The organism is Rahnella variigena (genome assembly GCF_003610915.1).
Classification (GTDB): domain Bacteria; phylum Pseudomonadota; class Gammaproteobacteria; order Enterobacterales; family Enterobacteriaceae; genus Rahnella; species Rahnella variigena.
Map to the genome: position 1 here is coordinate 3961436 of NZ_NSDJ01000001.1, position 25443 is coordinate 3986878.

At 52.4% G+C, this 25443-nt stretch carries 21 protein-coding genes; 3 read left to right on the forward strand and 18 right to left on the reverse strand.

Features of this window, described 5'->3' with window-relative positions:
* Positions 1–75: 75 nt before the first annotated feature.
* The 14 genes from nuoN to lrhA all read right to left on the reverse strand — a co-directional run bounded on the left by nuoN (position 76) and on the right by lrhA (position 16870).
* Positions 76–1536: an NADH-quinone oxidoreductase subunit NuoN gene (gene nuoN, locus CKQ54_RS18100; protein ID WP_112289939.1), complete on the reverse strand. Its 1461-nt coding sequence runs from the start codon at positions 1534–1536 to the stop codon at positions 76–78.
* Positions 1537–1542: 6 nt separating this feature from the next.
* Complete coding sequence (gene nuoM / locus CKQ54_RS18105; RefSeq protein ID WP_112289938.1) at positions 1543–3072, reverse strand: NADH-quinone oxidoreductase subunit M; 1530 nt, start codon at positions 3070–3072, stop codon at positions 1543–1545.
* Between the two features lie 97 nt (positions 3073–3169).
* A complete protein-coding gene (nuoL, locus tag CKQ54_RS18110) occupies positions 3170–5017 on the reverse strand; it encodes an NADH-quinone oxidoreductase subunit L (RefSeq protein WP_112289936.1) in 1848 nt (615 codons plus the stop codon).
* Positions 5014–5316 (reverse strand): NADH-quinone oxidoreductase subunit NuoK, encoded by a 303-nt coding sequence (gene nuoK / locus CKQ54_RS18115; protein ID WP_004936014.1) that lies wholly within the window; start codon positions 5314–5316, stop codon positions 5014–5016. Before nuoK ends, nuoL begins: the two co-directional genes overlap by 4 nt.
* Positions 5313–5873 (reverse strand): NADH-quinone oxidoreductase subunit J, encoded by a 561-nt coding sequence (gene nuoJ / locus CKQ54_RS18120; RefSeq protein ID WP_120162063.1) that lies wholly within the window; start codon positions 5871–5873, stop codon positions 5313–5315. The genes nuoK and nuoJ overlap by 4 nt, the downstream gene beginning before the upstream one ends.
* A gap of 12 nt (positions 5874–5885) precedes the next feature.
* A complete protein-coding gene (gene nuoI / locus CKQ54_RS18125) occupies positions 5886–6428 on the reverse strand; it encodes an NADH-quinone oxidoreductase subunit NuoI (RefSeq protein WP_112289933.1) in 543 nt (180 codons plus the stop codon).
* 14 nt (positions 6429–6442) lie between these two features.
* Positions 6443–7420: an NADH-quinone oxidoreductase subunit NuoH gene (gene nuoH, locus CKQ54_RS18130; RefSeq protein WP_112289931.1), complete on the reverse strand. Its 978-nt coding sequence runs from the start codon at positions 7418–7420 to the stop codon at positions 6443–6445.
* Positions 7417–10143, reverse strand: coding sequence for an NADH-quinone oxidoreductase subunit NuoG (nuoG, locus tag CKQ54_RS18135; RefSeq protein WP_120162103.1), 2727 nt, complete (start codon positions 10141–10143; stop codon positions 7417–7419). The genes nuoH and nuoG overlap by 4 nt, the downstream gene beginning before the upstream one ends.
* A 141-nt stretch (positions 10144–10284) precedes the next feature.
* Positions 10285–11646, reverse strand: coding sequence for an NADH-quinone oxidoreductase subunit NuoF (gene nuoF / locus CKQ54_RS18140; RefSeq protein ID WP_112289929.1), 1362 nt, complete (start codon positions 11644–11646; stop codon positions 10285–10287).
* Positions 11643–12179 carry an NADH-quinone oxidoreductase subunit NuoE gene (gene nuoE, locus CKQ54_RS18145; RefSeq protein WP_226790007.1) on the reverse strand — a complete coding sequence of 179 codons (537 nt, stop codon included), beginning with the start codon at positions 12177–12179 and terminating at the stop codon, positions 11643–11645. Before nuoE ends, nuoF begins: the two co-directional genes overlap by 4 nt.
* A 2-nt stretch (positions 12180–12181) precedes the next feature.
* Positions 12182–13981, reverse strand: coding sequence for an NADH-quinone oxidoreductase subunit C/D (gene nuoC, locus CKQ54_RS18150; protein WP_013574591.1), 1800 nt, complete (start codon positions 13979–13981; stop codon positions 12182–12184).
* Positions 13982–14070: 89 nt separating this feature from the next.
* Positions 14071–14745, reverse strand: a complete 675-nt coding sequence (locus tag CKQ54_RS18155; RefSeq protein WP_013574590.1) for a NuoB/complex I 20 kDa subunit family protein — start codon at positions 14743–14745, stop codon at positions 14071–14073.
* Between the two features lie 22 nt (positions 14746–14767).
* Positions 14768–15211, reverse strand: coding sequence for an NADH-quinone oxidoreductase subunit A (locus CKQ54_RS18160; RefSeq protein ID WP_101076106.1), 444 nt, complete (start codon positions 15209–15211; stop codon positions 14768–14770).
* 714 nt (positions 15212–15925) lie between these two features.
* A complete protein-coding gene (lrhA, locus tag CKQ54_RS18165) occupies positions 15926–16870 on the reverse strand; it encodes a transcriptional regulator LrhA (RefSeq protein ID WP_120162064.1) in 945 nt (314 codons plus the stop codon).
* A 986-nt stretch (positions 16871–17856) separates the two neighbouring features.
* Here lrhA and CKQ54_RS18175 point away from each other — a divergent pair.
* Both CKQ54_RS18175 and yfbR read left to right on the forward strand, forming a co-directional pair.
* A complete protein-coding gene (locus CKQ54_RS18175) occupies positions 17857–19071 on the forward strand; it encodes a pyridoxal phosphate-dependent aminotransferase (protein WP_112289923.1) in 1215 nt (404 codons plus the stop codon).
* 110 nt (positions 19072–19181) lie between these two features.
* Complete coding sequence (gene yfbR, locus CKQ54_RS18180) at positions 19182–19781, forward strand: 5'-deoxynucleotidase (RefSeq protein WP_120162066.1); 600 nt, start codon at positions 19182–19184, stop codon at positions 19779–19781.
* Here yfbR and CKQ54_RS18185 read toward each other — a convergent pair whose 3' ends face one another.
* From CKQ54_RS18185 to yfbV, 4 genes are all read right to left on the reverse strand, one after another.
* The gene (locus tag CKQ54_RS18185) at positions 19782–21614 is read right to left on the reverse strand and encodes an SLC13 family permease (protein WP_120162067.1); all 1833 of its coding nucleotides are present in this window, start codon (positions 21612–21614) and stop codon (positions 19782–19784) included.
* Positions 21615–21732: 118 nt separating this feature from the next.
* Positions 21733–22386 carry a sugar phosphatase gene (locus tag CKQ54_RS18190; protein WP_120162068.1) on the reverse strand — a complete coding sequence of 218 codons (654 nt, stop codon included), beginning with the start codon at positions 22384–22386 and terminating at the stop codon, positions 21733–21735.
* Positions 22387–22413: 27 nt separating this feature from the next.
* The gene (locus tag CKQ54_RS18195) at positions 22414–22908 is read right to left on the reverse strand and encodes a YfbU family protein (RefSeq protein ID WP_013574583.1); all 495 of its coding nucleotides are present in this window, start codon (positions 22906–22908) and stop codon (positions 22414–22416) included.
* A 195-nt stretch (positions 22909–23103) separates the two neighbouring features.
* Positions 23104–23559, reverse strand: coding sequence for a terminus macrodomain insulation protein YfbV (gene yfbV, locus CKQ54_RS18200; protein WP_112289915.1), 456 nt, complete (start codon positions 23557–23559; stop codon positions 23104–23106).
* Between the two features lie 519 nt (positions 23560–24078).
* On the opposite strand from yfbV, the gene ackA reads away from it, so the two are divergent.
* A complete protein-coding gene (gene ackA, locus CKQ54_RS18210) occupies positions 24079–25281 on the forward strand; it encodes an acetate kinase (protein WP_112289913.1) in 1203 nt (400 codons plus the stop codon).
* The last annotated feature ends 162 nt before the right edge of the window (positions 25282–25443 follow it).

The window sequence follows — 25443 nt, forward strand, 5'->3', positions numbered from 1 at the left end:
ATCAACTAATACGATTAAAAAAGCCGCTCATGTGAGCGGCTTCGTCAGCTTTTCAGACTGCATTTGCAGACTTTTTCAGAGCAGCGGTTGCGCCATCTGTACCAGCGAAATCAGCGGCTGCGGGAAGATACCCAGCAACAGCACCAGAATCGCGGAAATCAGTACGACTACCCCACCTGCCGTGAGCGCCCAGTTGTTTGGCGTATCACGAACCAGTGTTTCAGGCGCGCTCAGATACAAGCTCACCGTTACACGCAGGTAGTAGTAAAGACCAATCGCAGAACCGACAACCACAGCACCGGTCAGCCACCACAGATGCGCGGTCACACCGGTCGCAATCACGTAGAACTTACCGATAAAGCCCAGCGTCATCGGAATACCGGCCAGTGACAGCATCATCACGGTCATTACCGCAGACAGGATTGGCTTATGCCAGAACAGACCACGGTAGGAGAACAGCGATTCTGCGTCCGGGCCTTTGTACGGGCTGGACATCAGGCTGACCACACCAAAAGCACCGAGGCTGCTGAACAGGTAACCGGCCAGATACACACCAACGGTTTCCATCGACAGCTGATGCGTTTGTACGGCAATCAGCGCCACCAGCAGATAACCCAGGTGAGCGATGGAAGAGTAACCGAGCAGACGTTTGATGTTGCTCTGGCTGATCGCCATCAGGTTACCGACCAGAATCGAGCAGAAGGCGATAATCGCCAGCACGATACGAATCGATTCGCTGTCAGCCACCGGCGCGTACAGGAACAAACGCATCACCACAGCGAAGATTGCGATTTTGCTGGCGGTTGCCAGGAAAGTCGAAACCGGTGCAGGTGCGCCCTGATACACGTCTGGCGTCCACAGGTGGAACGGAACCAGCGACAGCTTGAAGCCCAGACCGACAATCATCATGCCCAGACCGGCCATCAGCAACGGCTGGTGCAGCATCACGCCATCGCCCAGGTTTTTGCCCAGTGACGCGAAGGACAAATCACCGGACTGTGCGTACAGCAGCGCCATACCAAACAGCAGGAAGGAAGACGCAGCAGCCGACAGCAGCATGTATTTGATCGCCGCTTCCAGCGAGCGTTTCTGGCGGTAGGCGTAACCAATCAGGCCGAACAATGGCAGGGAAATCAGTTCGATCCCGAGGAACATTGACGCCAGATGGTTAGAGCATGCCAGCAGAATGCCGCCCATGGCCGCAATGAGAACTAACAGGTAGAACTCTTCGCGGTTGTCCGGATAACCGGCCAGCCAGGGGTAAGCAAACGTACTGGTGGCCAGACTCGCCAGCAGCACCAGCCCGATGTAGAACATCGAGTAGCCGTCAACGCGCAGCAACGGTGTGACGTCCTGCGGGCCGACCTGCCCGACGTAGTAAAGGGAAAGTAAGGCAACGTTCAGCCCGATGACTGTCAGTGTGGCATTAAGAAAATGGTCGCGTCGCCACGCAATGGACAGCATCACCACCACCACCGTCAATCCGACGATCATCAGCGGTAATAGTGCGATCAGATTTTGAAGTGTAAATGTCATGGCGAGTTACGGCCTTGTCGTTGAAATAGTGGAAACTGAAGACCCGAACCAGTGCTGAATGTTGCTCATCGCAGCACTTGAAGTATCCAGAATTGGCTGCGGGTATAAACCCAGCGCCACCAGCAATACAACAAGTAACAAGATGATCGACAGTTCGCGTGAGGTCATGCCCGGCAGCGGTTCGTCAGATTTTGCTTTGCCGTAGTAAGCGCGCTGCATCATCACCAGTGAGTAAACCGAAGCGAACACCAGACCAAAGGTTGAGATGACAGTGATCACCGGCACAACCGGGTAGCTGCCGAACAGGATCTGGAATTCACCGACGAAGTTACCTGTACCCGGCATCCCTAAAGTGGCGACGGCGAAGAACAGAGACAACGCTGGCAGGTATTTAATCCGGCCCCACAATCCGCCCATCTGGCGCATATCACGGGTATGCAGACGTTCGTACAGCTGACCACAGATGATGAACATACCAGCTGCGGACAGACCATGTGCAATCATCTGGATAACTGCGCCCTGGTACGCCAGCTGGCTGCCGGTGTAGATAGCAATCAGCACGAAGCCCATGTGCGAAACGGAGGTGTAAGCAATCAGACGTTTAATATCAGTCTGGCAGAACGCCATCCACGCACCGTAGAAGATACCAATCACCCCCAGCCACATGGCAATCGGTGCGAACTGGTGAGACGCTTCCGGGAACAGTGGCAGACAGAAACGCAACATCCCGTAGGCCGCGGTTTTCAGCAAGATACCGGCTAAGTCGACGGAACCGGCGGTTGGTGCCTGACTGTGTGCATCCGGCAACCAGCCGTGCAGTGGCACAACCGGCATTTTCACCGCGAAGGCGATGAAGAAGCCCAGCATCAGCAGATATTCAACACCGTGCGACATTGGCGTTTTCAGCAGGTCAGCGTAGTTGAATGTCCACACACCGGTGGCGTTGTAATGCACAAACACCAGACCGAGGATGGCAATCAACATCACCAGACCGCTGGACTGCGTATAGATGAAGAATTTGGTTGCTGCGCTGATACGCGTTTTACCGTCTGACGCTTTGTGTCCCCACAAGGCAATCAGGAAGTACATCGGCACCAGCATCATTTCCCAGAAGAAGAAGAACAGGAACATGTCGATGGCAAGGAACACGCCGATCACGCCGCCGAGGATCCACAGTAAGTTCAGGTGGAAGAAACCCTGATACTTCTGGATTTCACGCCACGAACAGAGGATCGCCAGAACACCCAAAAGACCGGTCAGAACCACCATCAGCAGGGACAAACCGTCCAGCGCCAGATGGAAGCTGATGCCAAAACGAGGGATCCACGGCACCGAAAACTCGGATTGCCACTGTGGAATACCCGCAGGCGTCGTTAATGAATATCCTCCCTGCAACCACAATTGCACGGAAAGAGCCAGCGTCAGCCCCATCGCAATTAACGCGATCCAGCGCGGTACTTTGCTCCCAAAGCGCTCAGTCTGCCAGCACAGCAGCCCGCCGATAAAGGGGATAAATATTAGCCAAGGTAATAGCATGGCGTGTCGTTCCCTTCTTTTATGCCCGAAGGCTATTTCACTTGCCGGTCCGTTACACGAACAGACCGGCATTGATAACTACACCCGTAATGCAGGCTTAAATCACCAGCAGCAGCGCCAGAACGACCACTGCACCGAGCCCCATTGACGCGACGTACCAACGAACCTGACCGTTTTCGCTGAGAGTCAGACCACGGTTACCCAGACGGGCAAACAGCGCAGGCAGATTCATCATTGAGTTCAGTGGATCACGTTGCAGGAGTTTCGCAACCAGCAGATAAGGTTTCACGAAAATCATGTCGTACAGCCAGTCGAAGCCCCAGGCATGGAACCACCAGGTCGTGAAGAAACGGCCCGGTGCGCTTTTCGCAATGCTGTTGACCAGCGAGCGTTTCCCCAGATACAGGGCAGCCGCCAGCAGAATGCCCGCAATTGCAATCACGCCTGATGTGATTTCCAGCGTCAACACACTGCCATGCGCCAGCTCAGTGGTATCCGGCAATACGCCTTTCAGTGGCGGAACAATCATCGCGCCAATGAAGGTGGACAGAACCAGTAACACCAGCAGCGGCAGGTGGTGAGTGATGCCTTTACCCGCATGCGCTTTGATTTTCTCTTCGCCGTGGAAGACGATGAAGATCATGCGGAAGGTGTACAGCGAGGTCATAAACGCACCGACCAGCCCAGCAACCATCAGATTCAGGTGGCCGTTAGCCAGCGCACCCGCGAGGATTTCATCTTTACTGAAGAAGCCCGCAGTGATGATTGGTAAGGCGGACAGCGCCGCGCCACCGACCAGGAAGCAGATATAGACAAGAGGAATGGATTTACGTAATCCACCCATTTTGAAGATGTTCTGTTCGTGGTGGCAGGCCAAAATGACCGAACCGGAAGAAAGGAACAACAGTGCTTTGAAGAATGCGTGCGTCATCAGGTGGAAGATAGCGGCATCCCACGCCTGAACGCCCAGCGCCAGGAACATGTAACCAATCTGGCTCATGGTCGAGTACGCGAGAACACGTTTGATGTCGGTTTGCACCAGCGCCGCGAAACCGGCCAGAACCAGCGTGACCGCACCGATAATGCCCACCAGATGCAGAATTTCAGGCGCCATCAGGAACAGGCCATGAGTACGTGCAATCAGGTAAACACCGGCGGTGACCATGGTCGCGGCGTGGATCAGCGCGGAAACCGGCGTCGGACCGGCCATGGCGTCTGCCAGCCAGGTCTGAAGCGGAAGCTGTGCGGATTTACCCACTGCGCCGCCCAGTAACATCAGGGTCGCCCAGGTAATTGCCGTGTCGCCTACTGCCAGTTTCTGCGGTGCCAGGACCATCAGTTCACGGAAGTTCAGCGTACCCAGTTCGCGGTACAGGATGAACAGTGCGAAAGCCAGGAACACGTCACCCACACGGGTCACGATAAATGCTTTCATCGCTGCCGCGCCGTTAGCCGGATGGGTATAGTAGAAACCGATCAACAGGTAACTGCACAGACCCACGCCTTCCCAACCGAGGTACATCAGCAACAGGTTGTCTGCCAGTACCAGAATCACCATGCTGGCGATAAACAGGTTGGTGTATGCGAAGAAGCGTGAGTAGCCTTCTTCACCGCGCATGTACCAGGAAGCGAACATGTGGATGAAGAAACCGACGCCGGTCACCACGGACAGCATGGTCATCGACAAACCGTCGAGCGTCAGTGTGACAGGAATATTGAAGTCACCGACCTGCATCCAGTTCCACAGATGCTGATTAAAGACTTCCACGCCCGCCGCTTTCTGGCTGAGGAAATTGATGCCCACATAAAGGGTGGTCACTGCTGCCAGACCAATGGAACCTACGCCTATGGTAGCAGAGGTATTTTCAGACCAGCGACCGCGTGAAAAGGCCAGTAACAGGAAGCCAATCAGCGGGAACAAAATTGTTAAATAGAGTAAGTTCATCCGCGCATCTCACTGACAGTATCAATATTGAGAGTGTGGCGACGGCGATACAGTTGCAGCAGCAACGCCAGACCAATACTGGCCTCCGCCGCAGCCAGGCTGATAGCCAGAATGTACATCACCTGCCCGTCTGCCTGACCCCAGTAGCTTCCCGCCACGATAAACGCCAGCGCTGCTGCGTTAATCATCACTTCAAGACTGATCAGCATAAACAGCAAATTACGACGAACCAGCAGCCCGGTAAGCCCCAAAACAAAGAGGATCGCGGCCAGAATAAGACCATGTTGTAGAGGGATCATGCTCTCTCCTCCGGTTTTCTTTTTGTTGCCATTTCGGTCGTGACCGGTGCGTCACCGAAGACTTCACCCGGTTTGTGTTCACGACCAATATGGAATGCCACGACCAGACCGGCCAGCAGCAACATTGACGCCAGTTCAACAGCCAGAACGTAAGGCCCGAACAGCGCGATGCCCACTGCTTTCGCGTCAATCATGTCGCCTTTGATGCCGTGGTCATGCACGCCGAGGATTGACATGATCATCACCACCAGCAGGATGACTGACAGAACCGAAGGTCCGATCCAGGTGGCAGGTTTAAGCCATGCACGTTCCTGTTCTTCGACATTGCCTAGGTTGAGCATCATCACGACGAAGACGAACAGCACCATAATGGCGCCGGCGTAAACGATGATCTCCAGGGCACCGGCGAAATACGCACCGAGCGAGAAGAAGACCGCAGCAATCGCCAGTAAAGAGACGATCAGATACAGCAGTGCATGAACCGGGTTGGTATGCGTGATAACACGCAATGTCGCCAACACGGCCACCAGGGCTGCAATATAAAATGCAAATTCCATGCTTGCGGCTCCTTAAGGCAACAGACCTTTGACGTTGATCGGTTTGGCTTCGTTTTCAGCTTCGCCTTTCGACTTGCCGTCAATCGCCATACCGGCCATCCGGTAGAAATTGTATTCCGGATATTTACCCGGCCCAGAAATCAACAGATCTTCTTTTTCATACACCAGATCCTGGCGTTTGAATTCGCCCAGCTCGAAGTCCGGCGTCAGCTGAATGGCTGTTGTCGGGCAAGCTTCTTCACACAGACCGCAGAAAATGCAGCGTGAGAAGTTGATGCGGAAGAATTCCGGATACCAGCGACCGTCTTTCATTTCTGCTTTTTGCAGAGAAATACAGCCTACCGGACAGGCTACCGCACACAGGTTACAGGCAACGCAGCGCTCTTCACCGTCCGGATCGCGCGTCAGCACGATACGGCCACGGTAACGCGGAGGTGGATTGACCGGAACTTCAGGGTACATCTGGGTTTCGCGCTTGGCGAAGGCGTGCATGCCTATCATCCACAAGCTGCGAACCTGGGTACCGAACCCGACCACTATGTCTTTCAATGTCATGGTTTCATCACCCCTTATTGCGCGTTGTACAAGATGACCGCAGCGGTCGCCAGCAGATTAAGCAAGGTCAATGGCAGGCAAACTTTCCAGCCAAATGACATCACCTGGTCGTAGCGGGGACGCGGTAAAGCAGCACGGATCAAAATGAACATCACCATGAAGAACGCCGTTTTCAGCGCAAACCAGATCACCGGATACAGGAACGGCCCTTGCCAGCCACCGAAGAACAAGGTGACGATCAGCGCAGAGACAGTCACGATACCGATGTATTCCCCCACAAAGAACAGACCGAATTTCATACCGGAATATTCAATGTGGTAACCATCGGCCAGTTCCTGCTCGGCTTCCGGCTGGTCAAACGGATGACGGTGGCAAACAGCAACGCCGGCAATCGCAAAGGTCACGAAACCAAAGAACTGCGGGATGATGTTCCACATGTGCGACTGAGAAATGACGATGTCTTGCAGATTGAAAGAACCCGCCTGCGCTACAACGCCCATCAGCGATAAGCCGAGGAACACTTCGTAGCTCAGCGTCTGAGCGGACGCACGCATCGCACCCAGCAGCGAGTATTTGTTATTACTGGACCAGCCAGCGAACAACACGGCATAGACGGTCAGACCGGCCATCATCAGGAAGAACAAAATGCCGATGTTCAGGTCTGCGGCGAACCAGGTCGGGCTGACCGGAACAATCGCAAAGGAGATCAACAGGGACGTAAAAGCAATCATCGGCGCCAGCGTAAAGATGGCTTTGTCGGTGAATTTAGGTACCCAGTCTTCCTTGAAGAACATCTTGATCATGTCAGCGACCAGCTGCAGGGAACCGCCCCAGCCGACACGGTTTGGCCCGTAACGGTTCTGGAACAGCCCCAGCAAGCGACGCTCACCGAAGCTCATAAAGGCCCCGCAGGTCACAACAACCAGCAGGATCACGACAGCTTTCAGAATGGCGATCAATGAATCAATGACTACAGGTGTAAACCAGCTCATTGTGCTGCCTCCCGCAGATTTTCAACCGTTGCGCCAACCAGTATCGGAGGAATGCCCGGCAAGCCCAGCGGCAGGCCAACCTGGCCCTGACCCAATGTTTCGCTCAGACGAACCGGCAATCTGAGGGTCTGACCGGCACAGGTGAATTCCACCTGAGAACCTGCGTTCACCCCTAATTGCGCGGCATCTGCCGGGTTAACCATCACATACGCCTGTGGCATACGTTGCTGGATCACCTTAGAGCGCTGTGTCATTTCTTCGCTGCCGAACAGGTGATAATAAGGCGCAACACGCCAGTTATCGCTCTGCGCAGTAAAGGCAGCCGGAATAGTGGTGAAGTAATCGAGTGTCCCCTCACCTGCTTCAATCAAGCGCACACCCGGATCACCATGGCGCAGACTGCCGCCGACTTCGCTCTGGAATTTGTTCCAGGCTTGTGGTGAGTTCCAGCCCGGCGCCCAGGCGAATGGCACCTGATTGCGGTTGGCTGTCGGGCTGTTGTTCCCTTCCATTGAGAAGGCAAACATGGTGTCTTTATCTTGCGGCTGACGCGGTTCATGAACGCTGATGTTCGCACGCATGGCGGTACGACCACTGGAACGTGCCGGAGAACGCGCCAGTTTCTGACCACGGATACGGAAGCTGGCGTTTGGCGCAGCTTCTACCATGCCTTTCAGCTGTGGCAGTGCTTCAACGCAGGCTTCAATGACGTGATCCAACTGCGTCCAGTCAACATGGCGGCTGTTGATGGTGGAATGCAGCGAGTGCATCCAGCGCCAGCTTTCCAGCATGGCAACCGTTGTGTCGTAGTAAGCCGGATCGTAAACCTGGAAGAAGCGCTGTGCGCGGCCTTCCTGGTTCACCAGCGTGCCGTCGCTTTCTGCGAAACTTGCCGCAGGCAGGATCAGGCTGGCTTTATCCATAATGCGCGTACGCTGATGGTCAACGACCAGCAAGTTCTGCACATTCGCTAATGCCGCATCAACTTTCGCTTCAGGCGCCTGACGGTATAGGTCATTTTCCATCACGATCGCGCTGTCAGCTTCGCCGCGGGTCAGCAATTCAAGAGCTTCGTCCAGCGTACCACCACCAATCATCGAAAGACCGATGCTGTTTGCCGCAGAAGCCACGAACGTAATGCCGACATCGCTGCCAGCCACTTTCAGGGCTTTGGCGATATTTGCAGCGGCTTCGATGATGGCGTCAGAACCAGCGCTAGTACCGGTGATGATCAGCGGCTTGCGCGCACCGGTCAGTGCCTGCACGATCACGTCTATTTTCTTGTTCAGGCCATCAGCAAGGTCGCTGACCGCGGGCGCAGAATTATCCAGCGCATGGGCGATAGCAAAGCCGAAACGCGCCTGCTCATCGACCGGTGCACGGTAATTGTAAGCCGCGATATCGTCGAGTTTGGTGTTGTCCACGTTAGTGATGAACAGCGGATGTTTGGCGTGCTGACCGATGTTCTGGACTGCCGCGATTTGCCAGTCGGCTACGCGCTGAGCCGCAGCCATCGCACGGGCTTTGCCTTTAACGGCCTGACGAACAGATAACGCGATACGCGCGCCGGTCTGAGTCAAATCTTCGCCCAGCACCAGAACGGCATCGTATTCTTCGATTTCACGCAGCGCCGGTGTGTGAACACCGCTGTTGCGCAGAACGTTCAGCATCAGTTGCAGACGGTCCTGCTCTGCCGCGTTGATGCCGGTATAGAAGTTTTCGGCGCCGACCAGTTCGCGCAACGCAAAGTTGCTTTCCAGACTCGCGCGCGGAGAACCGATACCGATGGTTTTCTTCGCCTGACGGATAATGTCTGCCGCGCCCTGCATCGCCTGTTCAGCGTTAAGTTCGATCCAGTCGTTACCACGCAGCTGCAATGGTTTCTTCGGACGATCTTTCAGGTTCACGTAGCCATAACCGAAACGACCACGGTCGCACAGGAAGTAATGGTTTACGGTACCGTTATAACGGTTTTCGATACGACGCAGTTCGCCGTAACGCTCACCCGGGCTGGTGTTACAGCCAACAGAACATTGCTGACAGATGCTTGGCGCAAACTGCATGTCCCATTTACGGTTATAGCGTTCGGAGTGCGTTTTATCGGTGAATACGCCGGTCGGACACACTTCTACCAGGTTACCGGAGAACTCGCTTTCCAGCGGGCCATCTTCCGGACGACCGAAATAGACGTTGTCGTGCGCGCCATAAACACCCAGATCGGTACCATCTGCGTAATCCTTGTAGTAGCGGACGCAGCGGTAACAGGCGATACAGCGGTTCATTTCATGAGAGATGAACGGACCGAGATCCTGGTTGTTATGGGTACGTTTGGTGAAACGGTAACGGCGCATACTGTGGCCGGTCATGACTGTCATATCCTGCAGGTGACAGTTACCGCCTTCCTCACACACCGGACAGTCGTGCGGGTGGTTGGTCATCAGCCATTCCACGACGCTTTCACGGAATTCTTTCGCTTCAGAGTCGTCGATGGAAATGAAGGTGCCATCAGACGCTGGTGTCATACATGACATCACCAGACGACCGCGCGTGTCTTCCGCGTTTTGGTATTGCTTAACCGCACATTGGCGGCAAGCGCCGACGCTTCCCAGCGCCGGATGCCAGCAAAAATAAGGAATATCGAGGCCGAGAGAGAGGCAAGCCTGTAACAGGTTGTCCGCTCCGTCTACGTCGTATTCTTTGCCGTCTACATGAATCGTAGCCATAGTCAGCATGCTTCCACGTGGCCCGCCTAAACGGGCGTTAATCAAAAATTCTTGCCGGGTTGGCGTATATCATTCGACAGCGCGTCCCTTGTTCCGGAAATTCGCGCACAGCGGGCTCACGTCCGCTGCCTGTTGCCTTCACTACCAGCGCTCTTTCAGCAGATTGTTTGGCTGAATGCCCGCAATCGCATGTGCGTTGTTGTAATGCTGTTTGGCGATACCCGCCTCAAACTCTTCCCGGAAATATTTAATCGCACTCTGCAATGGTTCCACGGCACCTGGCGCGTGTGCGCAGAAGGTTTTGCCGGGGCCAAGCTGGCGGCAAAGCTGCAGGAGAGTTTCGATATCCCCCGGCTGGCCTTCACCACGTTCCAGCGCACGAAGAATTTTCACACTCCACGGCAGACCATCGCGGCACGGTGTACACCATCCGCAAGATTCACGGGCGAAGAACTCTTCCAGGTTACGCACCAGCGGCACCATACCGATTTCATGATCGACGGCCATCGCCAGGGCGGTCCCCAGACGGCTACCGGCTTTACCAATGCTGGCAAAGTCCATCGGCAGATCCAGATGATCGGCGGTCAGGAAGTCAGTCCCTGCCCCGCCCGGCTGCCAGGCTTTAAATTTCAGGCCATCACGCATGCCACCGGCATAGTCTTCGAGAATTTCACGTGCGGTAGTCCCAAACGGCAATTCCCAGACGCCAGGATTTTTTACCCGACCAGAGAAGCCCATCAGTTTGGTACCGGCATCTTCACTTTTGCCCGCAGACATACCTTTGTACCAGTCCACACCGTGCTCCAGGATGGCTGGCACGTTGCACAAGGTTTCGACGTTGTTAACACAGGTCGGTTTACCCCATGCACCGGCAGATGCCGGGAACGGTGGCTTGGAACGTGGGTTAGCACGGCGGCCTTCCAGCGAGTTAATCAGTGCGGTTTCTTCACCGCAGATGTAACGCCCTGCGCCGGTGTGAACAATCAGTTCAAAATCAAAACCGGTGCCGAGAATATTTTTACCCAGCAGGCCCGCTTCAGTGGCTTCCGCAATCGCACGACGCAGATTCACAGCCGCTTCGATGTATTCGCCACGCAGGAAGATGTAACCACGGTAAGACTTCAGCGCGAATGCCGAGATCAACATGCCTTCCACCAGCAGGTGCGGCATTTGCTCCATCAGCATACGGTCTTTATACGTACCCGGTTCCATCTCATCGGCGTTACACAGCAGATAGCGGATGTTCATGCTTTCGTCTTTCGGCATCAGGCTCCACTTCAGACCGGTGGAGAAACCTGCGCCGCCGCGCCCTTTCAGGCCAGCGTCTTTTACCAGATTGACGATTTCTTCCTGAGCCATACCTTTAAGTGCTTTTTCTGCACCGACGTAACCGTTTTTGCTGCGGTATTCGTCAATCCAGACAGGCTGCTTATCATCACGCATACGCCATGTCAGCGGGTGCATTTCTGGCGTGCGTTCGATGTGTCTTGGGATGTAGGTCATGCGTAGCGCTCCAGTAGCGAACCGATCGCTTCTGGCGTCAGATGGCTGTGCGTGTCCTCATCAATCATCATTGACGGGCCTTTGTCACAGTTACCGAGGCAGCAGGTCGGCAGCAGGGTAAAACGTCCGTCTTCGGTCGTTTCGCCCGGCTTGATGTGCAACTGTTGTTCCAGAGCAGCCTGGATCCCCTGATAACCGGTGATGTGGCACACCACGCTGTCACAGTAACGGATCACATGGCGGCCCACCGGCTGACGGAAGATCTGGCTGTAGAATGTCGCCACACCTTCAACGTCGCTGGCAGGAATGCCCAGAACATCGGAGATCGCGTAGATAGCGCCATCAGGCACCCAGCCACGCGCTTTTTGCACGATCTTCAGCGCTTCGATAGAGGCCGCACGGGCATCCTCGTAGTGATGTTTTTCGTGCTCAATCGCTTCGCGTTCAGCGTCGCTCAGCACAAACACCGGCGGCGCGACGGGCTCGCTGACGTTGATGTACTGAACTTCTGAGTCTTTATTGATATCTGTCATCGTTAGCGGTCCACATCTGACATTACAAAATCGATACTGCCCAGATACACGATCAGGTCGGATACCAGGCTGCCACGGATTACGGACGGGATCTGCTGCAAATGCGGGAAGCTTGGCGTACGGACACGGGTGCGGTAGCTCATGGTGCTGCCGTCACTGGTAAGGTAGTAGCTGTTGATCCCTTTGGTTGCTTCAACCATCTGGAAAGATTCTTGCGCAGGCATGACCGGCCCCCACGACACTTGCAGGAAGTGCGTGATCAGGGTTTCGATGTGTTGCAGCGTGCGCTCTTTCGGTGGCGGCGTGGTCAGCGGGTGATCCGCCTTGAACGGGCCTTCCGGCATGTTTTTGTAGCACTGTTCCAGAATGCGCAAGCTCTGACGCAGCTCTTCTACTTTGAGCATCACGCGGGAATAGCAGTCACTGACGCCATCACCTGTCGGGACTTCAAAGTCAAAGTTTTCGTAACCAGAGTATGGACGCCATTTGCGCACATCGAACGGGATACCCGTTGCGCGCAGGCCAGCACCGGTGGTGCCCCAGGCCAGAGCGTCGTCTGCGTTATACGCAGCTACGCCTTTTGAACGGCCAATCAGAATGGTGTTTTTCAGCGCCGCTTTGACATAGGAATCCAGACGCGCTGGCATCCAGTCAAGGAACTCGCGCAGCAGACGATCCCAGCCCTTCGGCAGGTCATGCGCTACGCCACCAATACGGAACCAGGCCGGGTGCATACGGAAACCGGTGATCGCTTCCACCAGATCGTAGATTTTCTGACGATCGGTAAAGGCGAAGAACACCGGAGTCATTGCGCCCACGTCCTGAATAAACGTAGAGATGTACAGCAGATGGCTGTTGATACGGAACAGTTCAGACAGCATGACACGGATGGTGTTAACGCGATCCGGCGTCACGATACCGGCGAGTTTTTCAACGGCCAGCACGTAGGGCATTTCGTTAACACAACCGCCCAGGTATTCGATACGGTCGGTGTAAGGAATGTAGCTGTGCCAGGACTGGCGTTCGCCCATTTTCTCAGCACCACGGTGGTGGTAACCAACGTCCGGAACACAGTCGACAATCTCTTCGCCATCAAGCTGCAGGATGATACGGAAAGCACCGTGCGCGGACGGGTGGTTAGGACCGAGGTTGAGGAACATGAAGTCCTCATTTTCGGTACCACGCTTCATGCCCCAGTCTTCAGGCTTGAAGGTTAACGACTCCATCTCGAGTTCTTCTTTCTGCTTGGTCAGCTCGTAAGGATCGAACTCGGTGGCGCGTGCCGGATAGTCTTTACGCAGCGGGTGCCCTTCCCAGGTCTGCGGCATCATGATGCGCGTCAGGTGCGGGTGGCCATCGAAGGTAATACCGAACATTTCCCACGTTTCGCGCTCATACCAGTTAGCGTTCGGGAACACTTTGGTGATGGTCGGAACATGGAGATCGTTTTCTGCCAATGCCACTTTGATCATGATGTCGCGGTTACGCTCGACCGAGATCAGGTGATAGAAAACGGAAAAATCCGCGGCCGGTAAACCGTCGCGGTGAGTACGTAAACGCTCGTCAAAGCCATGCAAATCGAAAAGCATGACATAAGGTTTTGGCTGTTTTCGTAAAAAGGTAATCGCTTCCAGTAACTGTTCACGTTTGAACCACACCACGGGAATTCCGGTGCGGGTCGCCTGAACAGTAAAGGCCTCTGGCCCAAAACGGTTACGCAATTCGCCGATAACCGGATCATCGAGATGATCACGGGTATGCCATGCTGGCAGGGCGGAATCTTGCGTCGTCAAATCTGTCATATTTTTTTCACCACACTAAATGGTCATTTATGCCGTAAGGGGGATATTCATAAACACCTCCCCTCAGGGTTGACTCTCAGACCGCAGTGTTAAATCTCGTCCGGCGAACGCAGATTTGTCACTGCAATACGCTCAGCACGTTTACGCTCTTTTTCAGACTGCATATTCGCGCGGTAAACACCCTGATCGCCAACAACCCATGACAATGGGCGACGTTCTTTGCCGATGGATTCCTGCAGCAGTAACAGAGCCTGCATATAGGCTTCCGGACGCGGCGGACATCCCGGGATGTACACATCGACAGGCAGGAATTTATCCACGCCCTGAACGACAGAATAAATATCGTACATACCGCCGGAATTCGCACAGGCACCCATCGAAATGACCCATTTTGGTTCCAGCATCTGATCGTACAAACGCTGAATAACCGGCGCCATTTTGGTGAAGCAGGTCCCGGCTACCACCATAAAGTCAGCCTGACGTGGTGAAGCACGCAGAACTTCTGCGCCAAAACGCGCAACGTCATGCACCGCAGTGAATGACGTCACCATTTCCACGTAACAGCATGAAAGACCGAAGTTATACGGCCAAAGGGAATTCTTACGACCCCAGTTCACCATGCCATGCAGTGATTCCTGGAGATTTCCCATGAAGACGCTGCGTTTAACCTGTTCCTGAAGAGGATCGCCGACGACCTCCTGAGATTGCAGGGGGTAACGGTCGTTCTCACCGTCCGGGTCTATGCGGGTGAGCGTATAGTCCATCTTAATGCCTCGCTATGACTGCTTACTGAGGGTGACTGTTGGTATTAATCGCCGGGCTTGGTTTAACAGGTCCTTTCGAACGTGTTGGTGTCCAGTCGAGTGCGCCAATACGCACCAGATAGAACAAACCAGCCAGCAGTACCAAAATGAAAATGGTGGCTTCAACGAATCCGGTCCAGCCGCTTTCGCGAATAGATGTTGACCATGCATACAGATACAGGGCTTCAACGTCGAAAATGACGAAGAACATGGCGACCAGATAGAACTTGGCGGACAGACGCAGTCGGGCAGTGCCGACAGAGGCAATACCTGATTCAAAAGGCGTGTTTTTGTAACGCGCTCTGGCTCTCCCGCCAAGAAACGCGGCGCCCAGTAACATCAGGCAACAAAGACCCATTGCGACGACAAGAAAAACGGCGAACGCCCAGTGTTGAGCGATGACTTCAGTGGCTGTTGACATACTCATTGCTTACTCATCAAAAGTGGCACTTTGGCATCTGCTCTGTAAGGTCGGCAGCTTGCGCACCACATCGATTCAAGGGAAGGATTAAAAACCACACAGTTCACGGCTCAACAAGGCATTAAGCCAGTGATTTGTTGTGGGCTTTTTACCCTTTTCTATAACCTTTTGTCAACTTTGACAAAAGTATCTCCACATTAGTTTACATGCATAGCATTTAATTAACATATCATGCGCCGGTACTTAAGCTAAATCGTGTCAGTAAAATACTCTGGTAAAGCATGAGCCTGTGATGGGAGTTATGACATCTTTCGTACTTTCCTATTGTCGCAGGAATAGGCAGCGCTTCCACTCTCTTAATAGGGTTATTTTTTTGATCTGTGTCAGAGTTCTGTCAATTTTGATAGATAAAAAGACACACTTTTAACAAGTTTTGTTGATTTTCAAAAAACGACAAGCGATTTACGGAAAAATTTGATGCTATTTTTTAACGTTGAAAAGTGCTGGATTTTTCGCCATTTAGTCGCTTAATTGTGGACGCAGAGTGTTGCAGACAGGGGTCTTTACGGATAGCGGAAAGAGATAAGGGTATAAAAGACGGGTTTTACGCGAAATAGTAAACAGAAGCACTAAAAGTATAACTCTTGCACCTCAAAAGAGGTAGAAGCCTTTACCCCCGCCCCGTTAAGCGGAGGCGGAAGGTAAAGCTGGGAGTAAATCTTAGTTTTGGGAATCTGCCAGGAACTCCTGATCATCATCCACTACGGGACGCGGACCATAAGCGCTAAGCGAATAAGGATCATTCCCCTGCTCAACGGCATTGAAAATCGCCATGGCCAGTTCATTTTCACAACGCGCATTTTTGTACAGCACATATTGCGTGTCAGGCAGTCGTGGTAAACCGTCCTGTTCGCCCAGAACACGTAACTCCGGACTCATCATTTCGATAGGTCGCGCGGTCACGCCCAGACCGGCACGCACTGCCGCACGAATGGCTGACAATGTAGAAGCCACATACGCAATACGCCACGGGATCCCCGCCTGATTAAGATGTTCTGTCGCCATTAAACGATAAGGGCTTGGCTCATCAAGCACCACCAGTGGCACGCTGTCCCCGGAAGGATAAGCGAAATCCGCTGAACAGTACCAGAGCGTTGGCGAAGTGCGCAGAACGATGTGCGGATGGTCGGTATTGGTCATCGTAGTGATGGCCAAATCCACTTCCTCACTTTCAAGCATCGATAGCATGAAAGGACTGCGTTTCACGCGGACATCAATCGACAACTTAGGATAGATCGACGTCACCCGGCTGAGCAGGAAAGGCAAAATGGTGTCAGCTGTATCATCTGACGCACCAATCGTTATCCCGCCCTGAACATTGCTGTACATCAAAGAGGTGCAGGCTTCATCATTGAAACGAAGGATTTTGCGTGCATACCCCAATAACTGAATACCATGTTCAGTTAATAATTTATTGCGTCCATGTCTGGCAAACAGTTCTTTTCCAACGAGTTGTTCTAGACGTTGCATTTGTTGGCTTACCGCCGACTGAGTACGACACACAGCAGCAGCAGCCGCAGCGAACGTATTTAAATCAGCAACAGCTACAAATGTCCTCAACAGGTCAAGGTCGAGATTGAGGATTGGACGATTTGCAATTGTCATAGTTTTTCTTCACTTTATAGAATCTAATAACAAGCTACCCTGATGGTGCGTCAAAGTACCCGCAAAAAGCAGAATACCAGATATGTCGGATACTCACTCATTTGATAAGCTAAATTGAGAAATATTTGTGCATGAAAATTTTCGCCATTGCGAGCATGCGGGCATTAACTTCGCCCACTCTAAATCCACATAAAGGCTAAATGATTAGAGCATCTTAATTAATATAGTCTGTCCTGCTGAACCCTTCCATAACCCGCCTGCGTGCGCTTTCTGTCTGCAACAGCCGAAAATCCGCACGATCTCACGCGCTGAAAACATAAGCCAAATTAATTAATAAAATCAGCCAGTGGAAATATAATTCAACAAATTCATTGAGTCACGCGAATAACGGAATTTCTCCTCCCTGTATAGTTAAAGCCAGATTAAGATTTTTCTAGTTTCTTCAAAATTTGTTTGCGCTGACAAATTAAAATATAGCGTTCTAAAGCATTTACCTGCTTTAATAAAATAGCTTTCAGATATCATTAAGAACATGATCATCTATCCAGCATTAATTATTATACATTAGCGAAATAACACTGACTCTTGTTAAGAATGTTTATCAATAAAGCAGGAGTGCCCAATTTTTTTTTCAGAATTTATCGAGCTTTGGTAAGTTTTCATGATGTTCAGCTCAAAATTCGCTCTGATGGGATTAACGCATAAATCGGCGCAGCCAGCGAAAACAGTGAATTTATTGTTCACAAAGCGTACTTTTGCAAAATATAAAAACGCATAAAACACAAAAATAAGAATTAAAAACCACATGATGATTCAAACACTTTGTTAAAAGCCCGCCTCAGTTGACTTTACTGCTGTTTTTCACCAAAACGGTGCAAAGCCCTTCTCATGCCCTCTGTCGGGGAGTAAATTGTGCCATTCGCACTGCTCTGCGGCCGCTCGTCGCCAGGGAAGAACAGGCTTTACTGCAAAAGGCTCTCATTTACATGTCCCCGATTGAAAAATCCCACAAACTGGACAACGTCTGTTATGACATTCGCGGCCCGGTGCTTAAAGAAGCAAAACGCCTTGAAGAAGAAGGTAACAAAGTCCTTAAACTGAACATCGGCAACCCGGCGCCATTCGGATTTGACGCACCGGACGAAATTCTGGTCGATGTCATCCGTAATCTGCCCACGGCGCAAGGCTACTGTGATTCCAAAGGTCTGTTTTCTGCCCGTAAAGCGATCATGCAGCACTATCAGGCGCGCGATATGCGCGACATCACGGTTGAAGATATCTATATCGGCAACGGTGTTTCTGAGCTCATCGTTCAGTCAATGCAGGCATTACTGAACACCGGCGACGAAATGCTGGTGCCTGCGCCGGACTATCCGTTGTGGACTGCAGCGGTTTCACTTTCCGGTGGTAACGCGGTGCATTATCTGTGTGACGAGGGCGCGGACTGGTTCCCGGACATCGCCGATATCCGTGACAAAATCACCCCGCGCACCCGCGGGATAGTGATCATCAACCCGAACAACCCGACGGGTGCGGTCTACAGCAAAGAATTGCTGATGCAGATCGTGGACATCGCCCGCGAGCACAACCTGATCATCTTCGCAGACGAAATTTACGACAAAATTCTGTATGACGAAGCCCAGCATATTTCAATCGCCTCACTGGCGCCGGATCTGCTGACCGTCACCTTTAACGGTCTTTCAAAAACCTACCGCGTGGCCGGATTCCGCCAGGGCTGGATGGTTCTGAACGGGCCGAAGAAACATGCGAAAGGTTATATCGAAGGTCTCGAAATGCTGGCCTCTATGCGTCTGTGTGCCAACGTGCCGATGCAACATGCTATACAAACCGCATTGGGCGGATACCAGAGCATCAGCGAGTTTATTCAGCCGGGCGGACGTCTGGTTGAACAGCGTGACCGCGCATGGGAGCTGATCAATGAAATCCCGGGAGTTTCCTGCGTGAAGCCGAAAGGCGCGCTGTATATGTTCCCGCGTATTGACGCCAAACGTTTCAACATCCATGACGACCAGAAAATGGTGCTCGACTTGCTGCTTCAGCAAAAAGTCTTGCTGGTTCAGGGTACCGCCTTTAACTGGCCGTATCCGGATCACGTCCGCATCGTCACGCTGCCGCGCGTGGACGAACTGGAAATGGCCGTTAACAAACTGGGCCGTTTCCTCGAGACCTACCGCCAGTAATGTTCAGGGCGCAGCATCCACGGCTGCGCCCTTTTCTCTTTCGCCTATTTACATCACTGCCCCGCACTGCTCACAATGGACGCTCATTCACCGTTGTTATTGAGAGTGCTATGAATCAGAGTCATTTTTTCGCCCATCTTTCCCGCCTCAAACTGATCAGCCGCTGGCCGCTGATGCGCAACGTCCGCACAGAGAATGTCTCTGAGCACAGCCTGCAGGTTGCCTTCGTGGCTCACGCTTTAGCTGTCATTAAGAACCGTAAATTTAACGGCAATCTGAACGCTGAACGCGTTGCCCTGCTCGCGATGTATCATGACGCCAGTGAAGTGCTGACCGGTGATATGCCGACGCCCATCAAGTATTACAATCCGCAAATTGCGCATGAATACAAAAAGATTGAGAAAATCGCTCAGCAAAAGCTGATTGAAATGTTACCGAAGGAATTGCAGGAAGATTTCCGCCCGCTGATTGACGAGCATTATTACTCTGAAGATGAAAAGCTGACGGTCAAACAGGCTGACGCCCTGTGCGCTTATCTGAAATGTCTGGAGGAATTGTCCGCCGGAAACAATGAATTCACCCTGGCAAAGGCACGCCTGGAAAAAACGCTGGCAGACAGAAAAAGCCCGGAAATGGACTACTTTATGGAAGTCTTTATTCCGAGCTTCAGTTTGTCACTGGATGAGATCAGCCTCGATTCCCCGATGTGATCAGAACGGGAAAAGCACCGGCACCAGAAACACGCTGACGACCATCACCATCAGCGTAAAAGGCACGCCGATGCGGATAAAGTCGCCGAATTTATAGTTACCCGGCACCATCACCAGCGTGTTCACCGGTGAAGATACCGGTGTCATAAAGGCAGCAGACGCGGCAATCGCGATGATCATGGTGAACGGGTAAGGCGAAACGCCCATCTGATGCGCCGCCGCAATCGCGATTGGCGCCATCAGCACGGCAGTCGCCGTATTGGAAATAAACAGCCCGATCCCCGCGCAGAGAATGAACAAACTCAGCAGCATCATATAAGGGCCGTAGCCGCCACTGACTTCCATTAACCCCTTCACTATCAACGCTACGCCGCCGGTTTTTTGCAGTGCCAGCGCAAAAGGCATCATCCCGATGATCAACAGCAGGCTCGGCCAGTGAATGGCTTTATAAGCGCCTTCCATTGTAATGCAGCGGAATTTGCCCATCAGAATGCAGGCGATAATGGCGGCAATCGCATTGGGTACGTCGTCGGTGAGCATCAGCGCGACCATCAGCGCCAGACAAAACAGCGCATGAGGCGCCTGGCTCAGCGCAGGCGCGACTTCGTCCACTTCAGCGGGAAGATTTAGCACGATGAAATCATGCATCTGTTGCTGAAGCTGGCGGATAAGTTTCCAGTCACCAATCACCAGCAACATATCGCCCAGCTGTAATTCCTCATCCACCAGTCTGCCTTCGAGCGCTTCCCCCTGACGGCGGATGCCGACAACGTTCAGGCCGTAGGTCGAACGGAAAGCCACGTCACGCAGTGTTTTGCCTAACAACTCGGAATCAGGGATTAACGACACTTCGGCCATACCGACATCTCTCGATTGTTCAGAGAAATACTCGCCGCGTAACACCATAGGCTCAAGCATTTCATCGGTACAAAACTGCCTGAATGATATGCCGGAATCGGACATATCAATCAGCAAGACATCGCGGGCAAACAGTTCGGTATTCCCTGTCGCGCTGACCATCACACGGCGAAACTTACGCCAGCGTTCAATGCCCACCACGTTGGCGCCATAACGCGAACGCAGGTGTAAATCATCCAGCGTGCGTCCGACCAGCGGAGAAACGGGGCGGACGGTTACCCTTCGCGCCCGGCCGGTCAGACGATAGTCGCGGATCAAATCGCGAAAAGTCCGGCGTTTCCAGCGCTGTTTATCCTGCAAAGCGTTATCGGATGAGAGCCAGCGACGGGCGATCAGCATATAGCCAACGCCCATGACCAGCACGACCAGTCCGACCGGTGTGACCCCGAAGAAACCAAAACCATCAAATCCTTCACGCAGTAATTCACTGTTAACCACCATATTCGGCGGTGTCGCAACCAGCGTCATCATGCCGCTGATAAGCCCGGCGAAACTCAGTGGCATCATCAGCCGTGCGGGAGAGGTTTTCATGCGGGCAGAAACGCTGATGACAACAGGAATGAAGATCGCGACCACACCGGTGGAGCTCATAAAAGCACCGAGACCGGCCACCGTGAGCATCAGCAAAACCAGCATCCGTGTTTCACTGTTACCGGCGACTTTCATCAGCCAGTCGCCAACCTGATAGGCCACACCGGTTCTCACCAGACCATGCCCGACGACAAACAGGGCAGCAATCAGAATCACGTTGGGATCACTGAATCCCGCCAGCGCTTCATTGATGGTCAGCGTACCGCTTAGCACGAAGGCAATGATCACCAGCAACGCCACAATATCCATTCGCAGCGTATTGCGTGCGAACAGCACCATAGCAATAACAAGTAACGTGACTACCCAAAATAATTCACCGGTCAAAACACACTCCGTTTGCGTTGAGATTGAGAGGCAGGACGGGTATCAGAATGGCATAAAAAAACCCCGCATAAGCGAGGTTTATATCAATTTAAAGAAGGAAACTGTGTTTTTTCTGTACTTAACGCAGGCTGACTTTTACGCCTTCGCCGGAACTGCTGACCAGCAGAATTTCCAGAGTCGACAGGTCAAAATCAACGTTTTCAATGCCCGGAGTGTCATCAGGCGCATTAACCGCAATGACTTTGCAGCCCGCAGCCAGACCGGCCATCACGCCCGCAGCGGCATCTTCGACAACCACACAATCTTCCGGTGCCAGACCTAAACGTTCTGCGCCAAGCAGATAGGCATCCGGTTGCGGTTTGCCGTGTTTCACCTGCTCCGCAGTGATAAATACTTCGGGCTCTGGCAGATGCGCCGCTTTATGGCGGGCACTGGCGACAGGCATCGAACCGGAGGTCACAATCGCCCAGGGAATGTTCTGGCGGTTAAGCTCGCTTAACAGTAAATGCGCGCCGGGAAGCGCCGTCACGCCTTCGGTGTCGGTCGCCTCGATTTGTTCCAGTTTTATAAACTCTTTCTGAATCGTTTCTTCACTTTCGCCTTCCATGAAATGACGTAAGGAAGTAATCGCCTGTTTGCCGTGAATAAACGCCAGAACATCCTGAGGATTGACTCCCCAACTGAGCGCCCAGTTAATCCATGAACGCTCAACTGCCGGTAATGAATCCACTAACGTCCCATCAAGGTCGAACAAGAAACCTTTGCACTCCACAGGCAATTCCCCTTTGGTTATTTCGCATTAAGCATTAATGATTTGCGCGATCTCTACCGCACTCAGATGGTACTGACGCGGGCACGATTGCCATACCGCCAGCATACGCTGGTATTTATCCCACATTTTGGTCTGCGAGTTAAAGCCATGCGTGCCTGCATCGAAGTCAGTGTAACGCCCTTCGGTATTCACCATAAAACGAACATAGCTTAAATAACGGGATTCAGTGGCGGCATCGAAACCAAGGAAATCAATACGGCGACGATCCAAATCCTGTGTATCTTTCAGATTGGTCCATGACACCTGCATGGCATGGTGCATTTCCATAATATTAATCACTGTGCGACAGGTTTCTTCCGGCAGCTCACCGAAATCTCTGTCCAGCTCGCGCATTTGCAAACCAAAACCGCGTTCAATTACCGTCTGTAACCGGCGATACCGTTCCGCATTATCGGGATCCAGCATGGTCATCATTTTGTATTGATTCGATAAAATCAGGCGTTGAGCGTTAGTCATTTCCATCGTGAAAATCCTCATGTCTGCATAATGAGCAAAGCATGGCATAGCGCAAAGTTCTGCGAAATCGCAAGCACACCATTCTTTGATTTGAGTCGGGATCTCATCTGAAATAATCACCGGAGGGGACTTTCCTCCGGTGTCATGCAACTCATGAAAGACTATAGATGATGGCTGACAGGGTCAGTGGGGAAATCAGGCTTACAGATCGTCTAAAAATGTTTTATCGAGTTGCTTGAACGCGCGTTTAAGCACGTCAGCTAAAGACTGATAGGTCGGGGTGCCTTCAATCGGTGCCAGCGCTTGCCCGGCTTCTGCAAGCTTATTGCGCACATCATGGAACCAGCCGAGTAAACCAGGAGGCAGAGGCGTCACGGAACGGCGACCGAGCCACCACAAGCCCTGCATTGGCAAACTGCAGGCAAAAATCGCTGTAGCTACCGCCAGCCCGAGCTGACCACCGAGGGCAATTTGCCACGTCAGGGTAAATACCGCCACCGGCGGCATAATACGCACGGCAAAACGGGTGGCCGTAGAGATGCGGTTCTCCGGAAACATAGGAGCCAGGCGCTTATCTGACGGCCATGTCTTCATATAGTGCTGTCCGCGCTGGAAGATCTGAAACCAGCTTACGGAGCCTGTTGGCTTACTCGTCATCTTTGCACCTCAACTTCACGTATAAAATTTAAAAAATAGTTGTAAAACACAAACTGGAGTTTACCACGATAAAATATATTTTGTTTTTACTGACACTGTCGGTATTCTATCGCAGCCTCGCAACCCTCTCAGGCAACGACATCATAATAAAGTTGGGATACAAACGGTAATTTGCAATGTTTGCTCCCTATATTAAGCATAGTGCCTTGCTCTGGGTGGTTTTGTAATTAGTTATTGTATTTTTTGTTAGTGTTTTTACTGATTAGTAACATCCTGAAGGCGCATAACAGAGATACTTTGTGCCCGTGCACAGATTATTCCCCTGTTATCAGAGGGCTTGAACAACCAGAGCCCGGCGATTCTCCAGCTTTTTCATCATCATGCCGGTTTTGGCTCTCCGGCATGATGTTAATCATAATTGTCACCGCCATTATGCGCTACGCTTGATGTCAGATTGACGATTTATTAACCACGTGTATTGTTTTTCTTAAACAGCACCAACAATAAATAGGTACTTCCATGTCGAGTAAGCTTGTACTGGTTCTTAACTGTGGTAGTTCTTCCCTTAAGTTTGCCATCATTGATGCTGCAAATGGTGAAGAACACATTTCAGGTTTAGCCGAATGTTTCCATCTGCCAGAAGCACGCATTAAATGGAAAATGGACGGTGGCAAAGAAGAAGCCGCTTTAGGTGCGGGTGCCGCACACAGTGAAGCGCTGAAGTTTATCGTTAACAACATTCTGAGCAAAAAACCTGAGCTGTCCGCAGAGCTGGTTGCAATCGGCCACCGCATCGTTCATGGCGGCGAAAAGCTGACCAAGTCCATGCTGATCAACGACGCTGTCATCGAAGGTATCAAAGAATCTATCCCGTTTGCACCGCTGCATAACCCGGCTCACCTGATCGGTATCGATGAAGCGCTGAAATCTTTCCCTAAACTGGCTGATAAAAACGTTGCCGTTTTCGACACCGCTTTCCATCAGACCATGCCTGAAGAGTCTTATCTCTACGCCCTGCCGTACAGCCTGTATAAAGATCACCATGTCCGTCGTTACGGCGCACACGGCACCAGTCACTTCTATGTGACTCAGGAAGCCGCAAAAATGCTGAACAAGCCAGTGGAAGAAGTGAATCTGATCACTTGCCACCTGGGTAACGGCGGTTCTGTCAGCGCCATCCGTAACGGTAAATGTGTAGACACTTCCATGGGTCTGACCCCGCTGGAAGGTCTGGTGATGGGTACACGTAGCGGTGACATCGACCCGGCTATCATCTTCCATCTGCATGATTCTCTGGGCATGAGTGTTGATCAAATCAACAAAATGCTGACCAAAGAATCTGGCCTGCTGGGTCTGACCGAAGTCACCAGCGACTGCCGTTATGTGGAAGACAACTACACCACCAAAGCGGATGCAAAACGTGCAATGGACGTGTTCTGCCATCGTCTGGCGAAATACATCGGTGCGTATACTTCACTGATGGAAGGCCGTCTCGACGCCGTGGTATTCACTGGCGGTATCGGTGAAAACGCCGCAATGGTTCGCGAACTGTCTCTGGCTAAACTGGGCCTGCTGGGCTTTGAAGTTGACCACGAACGCAACCTGGCTGCCCGTTTCGGCAAATCCGGCGCGATCAATAAAGAAGGCACCCGCACCGCTCTGGTCATCCCGACCAACGAAGAGCTGGTGATTGCACAAGACGCCGCGCGTCTGACTGCATAATCGATTCAAGACTGCCCGCGTCATGCGGGCAATTTTTCACTCAAAGGCAAACGCCGCCCGTTTGGACGCACCGCGCAGGATAATCATCGCGCTTATGCTGATCATTATCCCCTTTGCACAAACCTGCGAATGTCCCTGCCTGGCAACCGTTAAAGAGGTTTA